The sequence below is a fragment of the Avibacterium sp. 21-594 genome (assembly GCF_026226815.1).
Classification (GTDB): Bacteria; Pseudomonadota; Gammaproteobacteria; order Enterobacterales; family Pasteurellaceae; genus Avibacterium; species Avibacterium avium.
Map to the genome: position 1 here is coordinate 1,015,001 of NZ_JAKKOC010000001.1, position 15,287 is coordinate 1,030,287.

Consider the following 15,287-nt stretch of genomic DNA (forward strand, 5'->3'; position numbering starts at 1 on the left):
TCGTACATAGACATTGGTTTCTGGCGTATTTTTATCCGCTTTGCGTGCAGTGAGATTAACGCCGAAAAATGCTGTTTGTTTGTGGTTTAAAAGTGCGGTGTTTTTTTCAATAAATTTATAGAGTAATTTATTGAAGTGTCCATAACGGATCGAAGCACCGATAATAATGCGATCAAATTCCGCTAAGTCAGCCACATTCTCATTAATGCTACACACTTCCGCGCTTAATTTTTCTGCCAAAAATTGGGCGATTTTTTGCGTTTGCCCGTCATAGCTAGAATATAAAATCAAGGTTTTCATTAGGTTCTCCAAAACGCAGGGCTAAATAAAATTAAGAGGGAAAACACTTCCAAACGCCCTGCAACCATTGCGAAAGAAAAAACATATTTTGCGCTATCTGGCACGTCAGCAAAGCTGGTGCTAATCATTCCCAAGCCTGGGCCTGCATTAGTAATCGCGGCAAAAACAGCGCCGATGGAATCAAATGCGCTCATTCCACATAAAATAGCTGCGAAAACGCAGAGCCAGAAGGTTAAGAAAAAAGCGATTAAAAATGCCCAAATACGTTCGATAACGTGCATAGACAAGAGATTATCGCCTAATTTTACGGGAACGACTAAGTTAGGGTGCACAAGGGATTTTAGCTCGCGCTTAAATTGCAACCATACCACCAAAACGCGGATCATTTTGAGCCCACCTGATGTTGAACCTGCACAACCACCCAATAATCCTGCGAACACTAGCATCATTCCTAAAAAAGGCGGTAACTGATTGAAATCAAATAAGGTGTAACCCGACGTCATCGCCATTGAGGCCGATTGCGCACTCCCCTGCGCGAAGGCATCAATTAAGGAAAGGTTATCGAAAGAAAGGTATAGCCCAAGGGATAGCACCAAAATAAAGAAGCCTTGCACTAAACAAAAGAAGCGAAATTCGGGATCGTGCCAGTAAGTTTTCCATAGGCTTTGGTGCTTCCAATGGGTTAGCGCGGTGATGTGCAGCCCAAAGTTGCAGCCAGCTACCAGCATAAAAAAGGCAGCCAGAAAGTAAATAGTGGAATTGTTGAAATAGCCTAAATTCGCGTCGTGGGTGGACATTCCGCCATTAGACACGGTAGAGAAACTATGGGAAATAGCGTCAAACACCGACATTCCAGCCCACCAATAGGCAAAAATACAAATGACGGTTAAAACGCAATACAAAATCCATAACAGCTTTGCTACTTCGGCAATTCTCGGCAAGTTTTTTTGATCTTTAAGTGGCCCTGAGGATTCAATACGATAAAGCTGACTGCCTCCAATACCTAAAATTGGCACGACCGCCACCACTAAGACGATCAATCCCATTCCGCCTAGCCATTGCAAAAGTTGGCGATAAAATAAAATGGATTTAGGCAAATTATCTAGCCCCGACATCACCGTTGCACCCGTGGTAGTGAGTGCTGAAAAGGCTTCAAAAGTGGCATCGGCAAAGCTCATTGTTAATTCATCAAATAATAAGAAAGGGATCACCGCCAATAAACTGAGCAACACCCAGAACGCCACCACAATAAGAAAGCCTTCTCTGGCGCGCAATTCCTGTTTATGTTGATGGCAGCTCCACCACAACAACGTACCAAAAGAAAAGCTGGCAATAAAGGCTTGCATAAAGGCTTTTCCGCCACCATCGCCATAAATCAGCGCCACAAAAGCTGGCACGAGCATTGTGGCTGAAAAGCACATCACCAAAATGCCGATAATTCGAAAAATAGATAATATATGCACAATGTTCTCTCTTATTTTATTGCGATGATAGCCAACTGCCCTGCCGAACGCTCGGTTAATTCTCGTTCAAACACAGTGCGTTTATCAGGACGAATTGCCAACACAAAATGCACTTTTTCTTGGAAATCTTGCGATTCAATCAACACATCTTGCTGCTCGCATAAATGTTGTAGCCAGTTAATTTGGTCATAATCGCAAGTTAAACGAAAATGTTCTCGTTCCACTTTCATTGTGGTTTCGAGCAATTTCAACGCCTGTTGCACACCGTTGCCATAAGCACGCACTAAACCGCCCGTGCCGAGCAAAATTCCGCCATAATAGCGCACCACAACAGCACTGATCTCACCAATCTGGCTACCCAACAAGGCATTCAGCATTGGTTTACCTGCCGTGCCTGCGGGTTCGCCATCATCAGAAAAACCTAAAGATTGAGAATCCGAAGGCTTGCCCGCCACCGCTGCCCAACAATGATGGCGCGCATTCGGGTGCTGGGTACGAATTTCCTGCCAAAAGGCTTTCGCTTGTTCTAAACCTTCTGTATGTTTGAGATAAGTGATAAAACGGCTTTTCTTAATTTCTTCTTCAAAAACCACCGCACTTTGCGGGATTAAATATTCCATAACCCAGACTAATTTTGACCGATATTTAATTGAACGGTATTATACGCACAAAATCACTTCAACGAAAAATAAACAATGAACGAAATTCACATTCACCAACAGTTAGACACCCAAGGGCTGCGCTGCCCTGAACCCGTAATGCTGGTACGCAAACAAATTCGCCATATGCAAGAGGGCGAAGTGTTGCTCATTCTTGCCGATGATCCTGCCACCACAAGAGATATTCCGAGCTTTTGTCAATTTATGGATCATCGCTTACTTAAAAGCGAAACAGAAAGCACACCGTTTAAATATTGGGTGCAAAAGGGGCAGTAAAAAGCAAAATAAAAAGGTGCGTTAAACGCACCTTTGTTTTATTAGAATAATTATAGATAGAATTTATCTACAAAGTTTAATTTGTCATCAAGTTTTAACACTAACGGCTGACCTGTTGGGATTTCAAAATCCATAATGTCTTCATCAGAAATGCCGATAATGTGTTTTGCCAACGCGCGCAATGAGTTACCGTGCGCAGTTACTAATACTCGTTTACCAGATAATAATGCTGGGGCAATTTGATCTTCCCAGAATGGTAATACACGCTCTAAGGTAACTTTTAAGTTTTCGCCATCTGGAATCACATCTGGCGGTAAGTTGGCATAGCGGCGATCGTTGTGCGCTGAATTTGGATCGTTTGGATCTAATAATGGTGGTAAGGTGTCGTAAGAACGGCGCCAAATATGCACTTGCTCATCACCATATTTTTCCGCAGTCGCTTTTTTGTCTAAACCTTGTAATTCGCCGTAATGACGCTCATTTAAACGCCAGCTTTTCACTTGTGGAATCCAAAGTTGGTTAGATTCTTCTAACACGATGTTACAGGTTTTAATTGCACGAGTTAATACAGAAGTAAAGGCAATATCAAACTCATAGCCCGCATCTAATAATTTTTTACCCGCTGCTTTGGCTTCTTCTACGCCACGCTCGGTTAAATTCACATCGCGCCAGCCAGTAAATAAATTTTTTGCATTCCATTCACTAAAACCGTGACGAATAAACACCAATTCCATAGAAAATCTCCTAATGTTAATGAAAAAATACTGGGCATTTTATAGCAAAAATTTCAATCTTTTAAAAGGAAAAAGCACGACTTTCCTGATCTTTCGCAAGGATTTGCTAGGTTATAATTTTTCCCTAAGCGAGGATTTTCAGATTTGTACAAAAATTTTCCGCCGAACATTTAGCGCCTTGCGCAAATAATGGTATAGTTATGCACATTTTTAGCCGCCAGTTTTAGTTTCTAATTTTATTAATGAGAGAAAAAACGTTGAAAAAAATCACCGCACTTTTCTTTTTTGCCTGCGCACTGCCTTTCGCCGTGCAAGGCGCGGATCTGTCTGCGATTCAAAAACAAATCAAACAGCAAGAACAGAAAATTGCTGAACAAAAGCGTGAACAAAATAAATTGCAATCCACCCTAAAAAATCAAGAATTGCAAATTAACGGCGTGGTCGGCCAACTGCGCAAAACAGAATCTGACCTAAAAGCAATTCGCAAAATGATGGCGGATACAGATAAACAAATCAAACACTTAGAAAGACAAGAAAAAAATCAGAAAGAAAAACTGGCTAAACAGATCGATGCAATGTACCGCTCGGGGATTAACCCTTCAATGTTGGAAAAACTGTTTTCTGAAGATGCTAAAAAAGCGGAACGAATGAAGGCTTATTATGATCATATGAATCAAGCTCGCCTTGCATTAATTGAAGATCTGAAACAAACGCAAGCGCAACTCAAGAAAGAAAAAGCCAATATTCAAGATCAGCAAAAAGAGCAACAAAATCAGCTCAATGAGCAAAAAAAGCAACAGCAAAGTTTGCAAAAAGTGCAACGCGAACGCCAATCTACGCTCAATCAGCTGAATAAAAGTTTAGCCAAAGATCAGAATAAATTGGACAGCTTGAAAGCGAACGAAAATGCCTTACGCCAACAAATTAAGCGTGCGGAACAGCAGGCTCGCGAGCAAGAAAAACGTGAACGTGAAGCCTTAGCACAGAAAAAACGCCAAGAGGAACAAAAAAGCCAAAAACCTTACACACCAACGGCACAAGAAAAACAGCTTATGGCAAGCAGTTCAGGGCTGGGCAAACCACAAAGGCAATATCAATATCCCGTATCAGGAAAAATTCTTAACCGTTTCGGTTCAACGCAAATGGGCGAGCTTAAATGGAAAGGGATCGTGATTGGTGCAAATGCAGGGGCGTCTGTACGCGCAATTGCCGATGGGCGCGTGATTTTGGCAAGCTGGCTGCAAGGTTATGGGCTAATGGTGATCATCAAACACGGTGAAAATGATCTGAGTTTATACGGCTATAACCGAGCAGTGTCAGTCAAAGAAGGGCAACTCGTGAAAGCAGGACAGAAAATTGCCGAAGTGGGATCCTCAGGCGGACAATCACGCTCAGGCTTGTATTTTGAAATTCGCCGCAAAGGCGTCGCGGTCAATCCAACAGGCTGGTTGCGATAATGACAAACTCTAATCAAAAACAACGCGTGAAAAAACAATTCATAAAGAAACCAAGTGCGGTCAAAAATTTGTTTATTTTTTCCACCGCACTTTGCTTGAGCCTATTCTCCACAATTGCTCTCAGCCAATCACGTCTAGCCATTGTGATTGATGATGTGGGCTATCGCCCGAAAGAAGATGCTGCCATTTATGCAATGCCGAAAGAAATCTCGGTGGCAATTATTCCTTCTGCACCTTATGCCAAACAGCGTAATGATCAGGCAAAACAGCAAAATCGTGATGTTCTTATTCATCTGCCAATGCAGCCGATGGGAAGCCATAAAATTGAAGCTGGCGGGCTAAGCCTTGGAATGTCGCAACAAACTGTGCGAGAAAAAGTGCAAAATGCGAAAAAAACCGTTTCTGCCGCCATTGGCTTAAACAATCATATGGGCAGTGCGGCAACGGCGGATCAAGATTTAATGACGAAATTAATGATCGCATTGCAAGAACAGCATTTGTTTTTCTTAGATAGCCGAACCATTGGTCGTTCAGTGGCAAGTAAAACTGCAAAGCAACAAGGCGTAAAAGCGCTAGATCGCCATATTTTCTTAGATGATAGCGATGCGTTCGCCGATGTTCAACGCCAATTTCAGCAAGCCATTGCCTATGCACGTAAACACGGTACTGCAATCGTCATCGGACATCCGCGTAAAAACACCGTTGCTGTGCTACAAAACGGTTTACGCACTCTGCCGAAAGACATTCAATTGGTTAATATGGGCAGCTTATGGCGTGGCGAAAAAGTGGTGCCTGTCAAGCCGTTTATTATGCTATTTAACACTACCCCGGCGCCAACTTCCGTTGCGCCTTTTCAAGATGTGCCGTTATTGCGGGGCATTCCACGTTAGACAATTATCAAACAAAAAAACCTTGGGCGAAAACCCAAGGTTTTTATCAACATGAAGTGCGGTAGAAAATTATAAAATTTCTTTCGCTTTAGCCACCACGTTTTCTACGGTGAAGCCAAATAGTTTGAATAATTCACCTGCTGGGGCTGATTCACCAAAGCTGTTCATCCCTACAATACGGCCACCGAAGCCAACGTATTTGTACCAGAACTCGCTAATTCCCGCTTCCACAGCCACACGTCTGGTTACGCTGCTTGGCAATACGCTTTCACGGTAAGCATCGTCTTGTTTGTCGAAAACATTGGTTGAAGGCATTGATACCACACGGATTTTTTTGCCTTCTTGACGAAGTTGCTCCGCCGCTTTCACCACTAATTCTACTTCAGAACCTGTCGCAATAAAGATTAAATCAGGTGTGCCTTCGCTATCGGTTAAGATATAACCACCGCGTGCCACATCAGCCAATTGTGCAGGGGTTCTGTCCATTTGAGTAAGATTTTGACGGCTGAAAATCATCGCACTTGGGCCATCTTTGCGTTCTACCGCCGCTTTCCACGCCACCGCTGATTCCACTTGGTCACACGGACGCCACGTATCTAAATTTGGAATTAAACGTAATGAGGCCGTTTGCTCCACAGGTTGGTGTGTCGGGCCGTCTTCCCCTAAACCGATAGAATCGTGGGTGTAAACAAAAAGCACACGTTGTTTCATTAAGGCTGCCATTCTCACTGCATTATGGGCATATTCCATAAACATTAAGAAAGTCGCACCATAAGGAATGAAACCGCCGTGGAGCGCGATACCGTTCATAATGGCTGACATTCCAAACTCACGCACGCCGTAGTTGATGTAGTTACCATCTTGATTTTCTGTGGCACGAATAGGGCGTGAGCCTGACCATAAGGTTAAGTTTGACCCCGCTAAGTCTGCCGAACCACCTAAAAATTCAGGGAGTAACGGTGCATAGGCTTCAATGGCATTTTGTGATGCTTTACGGCTTGCAATGCTCGCAGGGTTGGCTTGTAATTTTTCAATAAACGCTTGACTTTCTGCCGCCCAGTTTGCGGGCAATTCGCCACTTAAACGGCGTGCAAGCTCTGCGCTTAATTCTGGATAAGCTTGGCTATATGCTGTCCATTTTTCATTCCACACCGCTTCTGCTTGTTTGCCTTTCTCTTTTGCGTCCCATTGGCTATAAATGTCCGCTGGAATTTCAAATGGAGCATAGTTCCAACCGAGATTTTGGCGGGTTAATGCGATTTCTTCATCGCCTAATGGCGCGCCGTGACTATCGTGCGAGCCTGCTTTATTTGGCGAGCCATAGCCGATAGTGGTTTTACAAATAATCAAGGTTGGACGCGCTTTTTCTGCTTGAGCCTGTTTGATAGCCTCCGCAATGGCTTCAGGGTTATGCCCGTCAATTTGCCCGATCACTTGCCAGTTATAGGCTTCAAAACGCTCTTTGGTGTTATCGGTGAACCAGCCGTCCACTTCACCATCAATAGAAATATTGTTGTCGTCATAGAAGGCAATTAATTTGCCTAAGCCCAACGTTCCTGCTAATGAGCAAGCTTCGTGGGAAATTCCTTCCATTAAACAGCCATCACCTAAAAAAGCGTAAGTGTAGTGGTCGATAACCTCGTGGCCTGGGCGATTAAATTGTGCCGCGAGAGTTTTCTCCGCAATCGCCATACCTACTGCGTTGGTGATCCCTTGACCCAATGGCCCCGTGGTGGTTTCCACACCCGGTGCATAGCCATATTCAGGGTGGCCCGGGGTTTTAGAATGTAATTGGCGGAATTGTTTTAAATCTTCGATGGATAAATCATAGCCTGTTAAATGTAAAAGGCTGTAAATCAACATTGAACCGTGGCCATTTGATAACACGAATCTATCGCGGTTTGCCCATTTTGGATTGGTTGGATTATGCACTAAAAAATCACGCCATAACACTTCCGCAATATCTGCCATTCCCATTGGTGCACCCGGATGGCCCGATTTGGCTTTTTGTACTGCGTCCATACTTAAAAAACGAATGGCATTGGCTAATTCTTTTCGATTCGACATTTTTGTTCTCCTAATTATAAAGTTATCAAATGTAAAAGGGATTTGGGCTATTCTACTCCATTTATTGTGAAAAAATAGCAATTAATTTAATTAGTTTTTTATAGGTTTTGTGTTTCTTATGAAAGATATTCCACGTTTCCTTAAAAATCGTCGTTGTATAAAAATAATCGCCAAAAACGACCGCACTTTACCCCAGCTCTTCTTGAAGGCTATGCACTATTTTGAGTGTTTCTATTCGTTTATTTACTGCCCATAATACGCATTTTTGCCGTGTTTGCGAAGATAATGTTTATCTAAAAGTGCTTGTTGCATTGCACCTAATTGCGGATTTAATTGGTGAGAAAATAAGTTCATATAAGCAATTTCTTCCAACACCACGGCATTATGCACCGCATTATCGGCATCTGTTCCCCAAGCGAAAGGCCCGTGTGAATTAACTAACACCGCTGGCACATCTTTCGCGGCAATTTGGCGGGTGCGAAAAGTTTCCACAATCACTTTGCCCGTTTCGAGTTCATAATCACCCGCGATTTCTTGTGGGGTCATTTGTCTAGTGCAAGGAATGCTACCGTAGAAATAATCAGCGTGGGTTGTGCCGAGAGGGAGCAAATCACGTCCTGCTTGTGCCCAAATGGTGGCGTGGCGCGAATGGGTATGCACAATGCCACCAATTTCAGAAAATTGGCGATATAATTCCAAATGCGTTGCGGTATCAGAGGACGTTTTTTTCGTTCCCCACACGCGTTCACCCGTGTTCACGTCCACAATCACAATGTCGTCAGCGGTCATTTTTTCATAATCCACGCCAGAGGGCTTGATAGCGACCAGCCCTAAAGTGCGGTCAATTTCGCTCACATTTCCCCAAGTGAACGTAACCAGATGATATTTTGGCAAGGCTAAGTTGGCTTGCAAGACTTTTTCGCGTAATTCGGCTAACATTGAAATCCTCCTTCTAACATTTTTTGTTCAATAAAACGGCGTGCTTTGATGAGTTCTTCAAGATGAAAGAAATCATATATATAAAAGCATTGTTAAAAATAAATTTATCAGATTTTATTTATCTCTAAATTGTAATTAATCTAATTAACGTTCTTGTCAGAAACCAACCAATCTCATTTAAATAATAAACCAAAAAAAGTATAAAAGTATATTGTAATTATTTGCTCAATATATGGATTTTTCAGCTGTAACACTAAACTGTGATCCAGATCTCTTTTATTAATTTATTCATTTAGTTAATATGGATTCCAGTCATATACAAGCTGTTATGAACATACCCTATCCTATTGATAATAATACCATTATTTATGGTAAGGAGTTTTTTATGAAAATTAATAAGCGATTTTTTATGAAGTCTCTTGCTGCAGTTTCTATCTGTATGTCAGTTGGATTTTATTCATTACCAGCATATTCCAGCTCTAAAGAAACAATGAAATTAGGGTTCTTAGTTAAACAACCTGAAGAACCTTGGTTTCAAACAGAATGGAAATTTGCTGATAAAGCAGCTAAAGATTTAGGTGATGTAGAAATTATTAAAATTGCCATTCCAGATGGTGAAAAAACCCTCAATGCTATTGATAATTTAGCTGCTAATGGTGCGAAAGGCTTCGTAATTTGCACACCTGATCCTAAACTTGGTCCAGCAATTATGGCGAAAGCTCGTTCTTATAATCTAAAAGTAATTGCTGTAGATGATCAATTTTTAAATGCCGCGGGCGAGCCCATGACTAATGTTCCATTAATTATGATGGCAGCAAGTGAAATTGGTCAACGACAAGGTGAAGAACTTTACAAAGAAATGCAAAATCGTCAGTGGAATGTGAAAGATACCGCAGTTTTAGCTATTACCGCAGATGAATTAGATACAGCTCGTCGCCGTACAGAGGGTTCCATTAATGCATTAATTAAAGCAGGTTTTCCTAAAGATAAAATCTATAAATCACCTACAAAAACAAATGATATTCCCGGAGCACTAGATGCTGCAAATTCAATGTTAGTTCAACATCCTGAAATAAAAAATTGGTTAATTGTGGGAATGAATGACAATACCGTTCTAGGTGGTATTAGAGCAACCGAAGGCCAAGGCTTTAAACCTGAAAATGTAATTGGTATAGGGATCAATGGTACTGATGCTGTTAGTGAATTATCAAAACCAAACCCTACGGGCTTTTTAGGTTCATTATTACCTAGCCCAGATGTACATGGTTACCGTAGTACCGAGATGTTATATAAATGGGTAAAAGATGGCATTGAACCACCAAAATATACACCTATTGGCGATCCAGTGTTACTACGTAGAGAGAACTTTAAAGAAGAATTATTGAAAAAAGGGCTCTAAATTAAAATAGATTAGCAAGGGAGATATAGTATGCAAATTCCATATCTAGAATTTGATAATGTAAGTAAGAATTTTCCTGGTGTGAAAGCATTGCAAAATGTTTCTTTCAAATGTTATGAGGGAAAAGTTCATGCGTTAATGGGAGAAAATGGTGCAGGAAAATCAACCTTGCTAAAAATTTTGAGTGGCAATTATCTACCAACATCAGGAAAATTAAGCATAGGTGGTCGCCAGCTAGTATTTCGTAATACGAAAGAAGCTTTATTAGCTGGCGTTGCTATTATTTATCAAGAACTGAATATTGTTCCAGAAATGACTGTTGCTGAAAATTTATGCTTAGGACAATTTTCCCATTCTTTTGGTATAGTGAATAAGGCCGAACTAATTCGTAAAACACAAAAATATTTAGATAAATTAGAATTAAATATTTCACCTGAAACGCCTCTAAAAGAATTATCAATTGGTCAATGGCAAATGATAGAAATTGCTAAAGCATTAAGCCGAGGCGCAAAAATCATTGCTTTTGATGAGCCTACAAGTAGTCTTTCTGCCCCTGAAATTGAAAAATTATTTTCTGTAATTAACGAGTTGCGTGATGAGGGCAAAGTCATTTTATATATTTCTCACCGTATGGAAGAAATTTTTCGAATTAGTGATGAAATAACTGTTCTGAAAGATGGGCAATTTGTGGAAACATTCTCAAATCTTTCAAAAATTACTAACGATGACTTAGTTCGTAGTATGGTAGGTCGGAATTTAGGAGATATTTATAACTATCAGCCAAGAAAAATTGGGGACACCCGATTAAGAATAAAATCATGTTCTAGTTCTAATTTAAACGGTTGTTTTAATTTGGAAGTAAAAAAGGGCGAAATACTTGGTTTATTTGGATTAGTAGGAGCTGGACGCTCAGAACTATTAAAAATCATCTTTGGTGCAGATCCTATGATTTCAGGCTCTATAGAGTTAGATGGTAAAGAAATATCCATCCGTAATCCAAGAGATGCCATTGAACATGGAATTGCCTTATGTCCAGAAGACCGAAAAAAAGAAGGAATAATTCCAACTGCTACAGTAGAAGAAAATATTAACATTAGTGCAAGACGCTCTCATAGTTTTAGCAAATTTATTATTAATAATAAGTGGGAGATAAATAATGCAGAAGAACAGCGTCTACAAATGAATATAAAAACCCCATCCATTAGCCAAATTATTATTAATTTATCAGGAGGAAATCAACAAAAAGTGATTTTAGGGCGTTGGTTATCAGAAGAGCTTAAAGTATTGCTATTAGATGAGCCTACTCGAGGAATTGATATTGGGGCAAAATCTGAAATTTATGATCTTATTTTTAAACTTGCGAGTGAACAATTATCTATTATTGTTGTTTCCAGCGATTTACCAGAGGTTATAGGGTTATCAGATAGAATCTTAGTTATGAGAGAGCATAAAATAGTAGGAGAGGTTAATCGTAATGATGCCACCGAAGAGAAAATATTAAAATTAGCAATGGTTGAAGCAGAACAAAATTAGTACTGGAGATTAATTATGACTACAACAATTAAAAAAGAATATGAGATTAACTCATTAGGTAAACTGTGGAATTCTTATGGCATGTTACTTATTTTTTCTGTAATTTTCATTTTTTCATGCTTTTTTATACCGAATTTTGCAACAGTTATTAATCTTAAAGGATTAGGATTATCTATTTCGATGAGTGGAATCGTGGCTTGTGGAATGCTATTTTGTTTAGCCGCAGGAGAAATAGATCTATCCGTTGCTTCAATAATAGCTTGTGCAGGTGTAGTCACAGCCGTTGTTATTAATGCAACTCAAAGTGTAACACTAGGCATATTGGCCGGATTAGGACTAGGTATTCTAGTTGGACTAGTGAATGGATTTGTTATTGCCAAGTTAAAAATTAACTCATTAATTACTACACTTGCTACAATGCAGATAGCACGTGGATTAGGTTATATTATCTCTGATGGAAAAGCCGTAGGAATTACAAAAGAAGAGTTTTTTGAGATAGGTTATCAAGATTTATTTGGTATTCCCCTACCAATTATATTTACAATAATTTGCTTTATGATCTTTGGTTTTTTATTAAATAAAACAATTTATGGGCGAAACTCTTTAGCTATTGGTGGAAATCAAGAGGCTGCTCGTTTAGCTGGAATTAATGTAGAACGAACTAAATTAATTATTTTCATTGTTTCTGGTTTTGTTTCAGCGTTGGCAGGAATAATTTTAGCCGCACGAATGACAAGTGGACAACCAATGACTTCAGTCGGATTCGAATTAACAGCAATTTCAGCTTGTGTACTTGGTGGTGTTTCATTAACGGGAGGTGTAGGAAGAATCTCTTTTGTGATTGCCGGAGTTTTAATTCTAGGAACAATAGAGAATGCAATGAATTTGTTAAATATTTCACCATTTGCTCAGTATGTTGTACGTGGTTTTATTTTGATGATAGCCGTAATTTTTGACAAATATAAACAGAAATTAATTAAAAGTTAATATGCAAGAAAAAATAAGTAATATACAAGAAAACCCTTTACTACCCGGTTACCAATTTGGTGCTTATTTGGTAGCCGGTCATACCCCTATAGAACGTAATGAAGAGTTAGATTTTATTATTGATCGACCTAATGGGATGTCAGGATATATAATCAACCTAACAACTGAAGGTATGGGCTCAATACTCTATGATGATATGGCTTTTAATTGCACTGTAGGAGATTTATTACTTTTTCCACCCCAGATACCTCATTACTATCAACGAGCTAAGGATTCTAATAATTGGCATCATCAATGGATATATTTTCGTCCAAGGAGCCTTTGGGATAACTGGTTGAGATGGGAAAATTATACACATGGTATTGGACGTTTAACAATTAAAGAACCATCTATTTATCAAGATATTCTATCTTTATTTAAGGAAATTGAACAAGAATATACAGAAAATAAACTTTTCTCACAGGAAATGTCAATGTGTCTTCTAGAAAAGCTTTTAATAAAATGCTCAAGATTAAACCCTTCAAATAGGGTAAATATGCTAGATCCAAGAATCATTTCCGCTTGTCAATTTATTTCAGATAACTTAGATAAGAATTATAAAATAAGTGATATTGCTGATCACATTCATATATCGCCATCTCGCTTAACACATTTGTTTTCAGAACAATTAGGCACCAGCATAGTAAAATGGCGCGAAGAACAAAGAATGATAAAGGCACAGCATTTACTACATATTTCAAAAGCACCAATTTATTACATTTCTCGCCAGTTAGGATATGATGATCAACTTTATTTTTCTAGATTATTTAAACGCTATACAGGTTTAAATCCTTCTGAATATAGAAATTCTCGATAGTTTTAAAGTAAACAATATTAATAAGATAGCAATTTTATCTATATAATCAGCACTTCTCTTATTATAGCTGATGTAAATAAAATATATTCTTACTTTATCTATATTAACCAAAAATATCGGAGTAGCACATCATGGAATCTATCAAAAAAATCATAGAGCAAGGTAAAAGCTCTTTAGGTATTGAGTTTGGTTCAACAAGAATTAAGGCAATATTAATTGATCAAAATGGAAACACTCTTGCCAAAGGTATTTTTGATTGGGAAAATAAGAATGAAAATGGTATTTGGACATATCCTGAAGATGAAATTTGGCAAGGGCTACAGTCAGCATATAGAAGTTTAAATAATAACGTAAGAGAACTTTATCAAATTGACATAAAAAATTTATCTGCAATTGGTATCAGTGCCATGATGCATGGATATTTAGCATTTGATGAAGATGCTAATTTGCTTGTCCCATTCCGCACTTGGAGAAATAACATTACAAAAGAATCTTCTAAAGTACTTACCAAGTTGTTTAATCAGCATATTCCTCAACGTTGGAGTATCTCTCACCTTTACCAAGCTATACTAAATAATGAATCTCATGTCGAAAAAATTGACTATTTAACAACATTATCAGGATATATACATTGGCGATTAACAGGAGAAAAGGTTTTAGGAATTTGTGATGCATCTGGTATGTTCCCTATTGATAGCGAAACTTATAATAAGAAAATGATTGCCCAATTTGAAGAATTAATCAGCCATAAACATTACAGATGGAAATTAAATAACATTTTACCAAAAGTATTAAAAGCAGGAGAGAATGCTGGAAGTCTAAGCTCATCGGGAGCAAGATTACTAGATCCTACCTGCAAATTACAAGCAGGTATTCCTCTCTGCCCTCCAGAAGGAGATGCAGGAACAGGTATGGTTGCAACAAATACAATTTCTGAAAATAAAGGAAATGTATCGATTGGAACATCAGCATTTGCAATGTTCGTTTTAGAAAAGCCATTAAGTCGAGTATATGAGGAGTTAGATATAATCGCTACTCCAACAGGAAATCCAGTTGCAATGGCTCATGCCAATAATTGCAGCTCAGATATTAATGCATGGGCTACTATATTTAATGAATGCCTATCAATATTTGGATTAAATATTCCCTCAGAACAACTTTATAAAACTTTATTTAGCCACTCCTTAAAAGGTGAACACGATTGTGGCAAATTACTATCATATGGTTTTTACTCAGGAGAGCCAAATATAGGACTAATAAAAGGATGCCCAATATTTTTGCATCCAATAGACTCTAATTTTAATCTTGCTAATTTCATGAAAGTCCATATCTATTCTGCTTTTGCCGCAATGAAATTAGGCGTTGACACCTTATTATATAAAGAGCATTGTCAAATCCAGCAAGTTTTAGCACACGGTGGAATGTTAAAAACAGAGGGTGTCGCACAAAAAATTTTAGCATCCGCATTAAATATCCCTATTGCAACAATGACAACAGCTGGAGAAGGAGGTGCATGGGGAATTGCATTACTTGCTAACTATTTAGAAAGTGCTCAGCAATCAATATCACTAGAAGCTTATCTAGCTCAGAATATTTTTCATAAAACACCTCTTTGTATTATCGAGCCAGATCAAGATATGCATCAAGGCTATGAAGAATTCCTTCAATCTTACATAAAAGGCCTTCCCATTGTTAAAACAGCAACAAATCAAATTAATCATTAGGAG

General features: G+C 38.9%; 14 protein-coding genes (1 of these 14 cut by a window edge). 8 read left to right on the top strand and 6 right to left on the bottom strand.

What is annotated here, in order from left to right; translation table 11 throughout:
* The 3 genes in view from hemG to L5B76_RS04730 are tightly spaced (at most 11 nt apart) and all read right to left on the bottom strand, a layout consistent with a single transcriptional unit that may run on beyond the window.
* Positions 1-300: the 5' portion of a menaquinone-dependent protoporphyrinogen IX dehydrogenase gene (gene hemG, locus L5B76_RS04720; RefSeq protein ID WP_265754451.1), read on the bottom strand. 210 nt of this gene lie to the left of the window's left edge; the window shows 300 of its 510 coding nt (coding positions 1-300); it begins with the start codon at positions 298-300; its stop codon lies off the left edge, out of view.
* On the bottom strand, positions 300-1,763 hold the full coding sequence (locus tag L5B76_RS04725; protein WP_265754452.1) for a TrkH family potassium uptake protein: 1,464 nt from the start codon (positions 1,761-1,763) through the stop codon (positions 300-302). Before L5B76_RS04725 ends, hemG begins: the two co-directional genes overlap by 1 nt.
* An 11-nt stretch (positions 1,764-1,774) precedes the next feature.
* Positions 1,775-2,383: a YigZ family protein gene (locus tag L5B76_RS04730; RefSeq protein ID WP_265754453.1), complete on the bottom strand. Its 609-nt coding sequence runs from the start codon at positions 2,381-2,383 to the stop codon at positions 1,775-1,777.
* Positions 2,384-2,458: 75 nt separating this feature from the next.
* Here L5B76_RS04730 and tusA point away from each other — a divergent pair, with 75 nt between their 5' ends.
* A complete protein-coding gene (tusA, locus tag L5B76_RS04735) occupies positions 2,459-2,698 on the top strand; it encodes a sulfurtransferase TusA (RefSeq protein ID WP_103854448.1) in 240 nt (79 codons plus the stop codon).
* Between the two features lie 50 nt (positions 2,699-2,748).
* Here tusA and L5B76_RS04740 read toward each other — a convergent pair whose 3' ends face one another.
* Entirely contained in the window at positions 2,749-3,432 is a 684-nt protein-coding gene (locus L5B76_RS04740; RefSeq protein WP_115248940.1) for a 2,3-diphosphoglycerate-dependent phosphoglycerate mutase, read from the bottom strand.
* Positions 3,433-3,674: 242 nt separating this feature from the next.
* Between L5B76_RS04740 and envC the strand changes: the two genes are divergently transcribed.
* Positions 3,675-4,889 (top strand): murein hydrolase activator EnvC, encoded by a 1,215-nt coding sequence (gene envC, locus L5B76_RS04745; RefSeq protein WP_265754454.1) that lies wholly within the window; start codon positions 3,675-3,677, stop codon positions 4,887-4,889.
* Positions 4,889-5,779, top strand: coding sequence for a divergent polysaccharide deacetylase family protein (locus tag L5B76_RS04750; RefSeq protein ID WP_265754455.1), 891 nt, complete (start codon positions 4,889-4,891; stop codon positions 5,777-5,779). The genes envC and L5B76_RS04750 overlap by 1 nt, the downstream gene beginning before the upstream one ends.
* A gap of 69 nt (positions 5,780-5,848) precedes the next feature.
* Here the strand turns inward: L5B76_RS04750 and tkt are convergent, their stop codons facing one another.
* Positions 5,849-7,861 carry a transketolase gene (gene tkt, locus L5B76_RS04755; protein ID WP_265755521.1) on the bottom strand — a complete coding sequence of 671 codons (2,013 nt, stop codon included), beginning with the start codon at positions 7,859-7,861 and terminating at the stop codon, positions 5,849-5,851.
* Positions 7,862-8,089: 228 nt separating this feature from the next.
* Positions 8,090-8,785, bottom strand: coding sequence for an L-ribulose-5-phosphate 4-epimerase (gene araD, locus L5B76_RS04760; RefSeq protein WP_265754456.1), 696 nt, complete (start codon positions 8,783-8,785; stop codon positions 8,090-8,092).
* 385 nt (positions 8,786-9,170) lie between these two features.
* On the opposite strand from araD, the gene L5B76_RS04765 reads away from it, so the two are divergent.
* The 5 genes from L5B76_RS04765 (at position 9,171) to L5B76_RS04785 (ending at position 15,284) form a co-directional block, all read left to right on the top strand.
* The gene (locus tag L5B76_RS04765) at positions 9,171-10,184 is read left to right on the top strand and encodes an arabinose ABC transporter substrate-binding protein (RefSeq protein ID WP_326938257.1); all 1,014 of its coding nucleotides are present in this window, start codon (positions 9,171-9,173) and stop codon (positions 10,182-10,184) included.
* 30 nt (positions 10,185-10,214) lie between these two features.
* Positions 10,215-11,717: an L-arabinose ABC transporter ATP-binding protein AraG gene (gene araG / locus L5B76_RS04770; RefSeq protein WP_265754457.1), complete on the top strand. Its 1,503-nt coding sequence runs from the start codon at positions 10,215-10,217 to the stop codon at positions 11,715-11,717.
* A 15-nt stretch (positions 11,718-11,732) separates the two neighbouring features.
* The gene (araH, locus tag L5B76_RS04775; protein WP_265754458.1) at positions 11,733-12,704 is read left to right on the top strand and encodes an L-arabinose ABC transporter permease AraH; all 972 of its coding nucleotides are present in this window, start codon (positions 11,733-11,735) and stop codon (positions 12,702-12,704) included.
* A gap of 1 nt (position 12,705) precedes the next feature.
* Positions 12,706-13,560, top strand: coding sequence for an arabinose operon transcriptional regulator AraC (araC, locus tag L5B76_RS04780; RefSeq protein WP_265754459.1), 855 nt, complete (start codon positions 12,706-12,708; stop codon positions 13,558-13,560).
* Between the two features lie 131 nt (positions 13,561-13,691).
* Positions 13,692-15,284: a xylulokinase gene (locus tag L5B76_RS04785; protein WP_265754460.1), complete on the top strand. Its 1,593-nt coding sequence runs from the start codon at positions 13,692-13,694 to the stop codon at positions 15,282-15,284.
* Positions 15,285-15,287 lie beyond the last annotated feature (3 nt).

What these genes read in the sequence shown, in the direction of transcription:
- L5B76_RS04750 (WP_265754455.1), top strand. Translation starts at nt 4,889, where the DNA reads ATGACAAACTCTAATCAAAAACAACGCGTGAAAAAACAATTCATAAAG.
- araC (WP_265754459.1), top strand. Translation starts at nt 12,706, where the DNA reads ATGCAAGAAAAAATAAGTAATATACAAGAAAACCCTTTACTACCCGGT.
- araG (WP_265754457.1), top strand. Translation starts at nt 10,215, where the DNA reads ATGCAAATTCCATATCTAGAATTTGATAATGTAAGTAAGAATTTTCCT.
- L5B76_RS04740 (WP_115248940.1), bottom strand. Translation starts at nt 3,432, where the DNA reads ATGGAATTGGTGTTTATTCGTCACGGTTTTAGTGAATGGAATGCAAAA.
- tusA (WP_103854448.1), top strand. Translation starts at nt 2,459, where the DNA reads ATGAACGAAATTCACATTCACCAACAGTTAGACACCCAAGGGCTGCGC.
- araH (WP_265754458.1), top strand. Translation starts at nt 11,733, where the DNA reads ATGACTACAACAATTAAAAAAGAATATGAGATTAACTCATTAGGTAAA.
- araD (WP_265754456.1), bottom strand. Translation starts at nt 8,785, where the DNA reads ATGTTAGCCGAATTACGCGAAAAAGTCTTGCAAGCCAACTTAGCCTTG.
- L5B76_RS04785 (WP_265754460.1), top strand. Translation starts at nt 13,692, where the DNA reads ATGGAATCTATCAAAAAAATCATAGAGCAAGGTAAAAGCTCTTTAGGT.
- L5B76_RS04765 (WP_326938257.1), top strand. Translation starts at nt 9,171, where the DNA reads ATGAAAATTAATAAGCGATTTTTTATGAAGTCTCTTGCTGCAGTTTCT.
- envC (WP_265754454.1), top strand. Translation starts at nt 3,675, where the DNA reads ATGAGAGAAAAAACGTTGAAAAAAATCACCGCACTTTTCTTTTTTGCC.
- L5B76_RS04730 (WP_265754453.1), bottom strand. Translation starts at nt 2,383, where the DNA reads ATGGAATATTTAATCCCGCAAAGTGCGGTGGTTTTTGAAGAAGAAATT.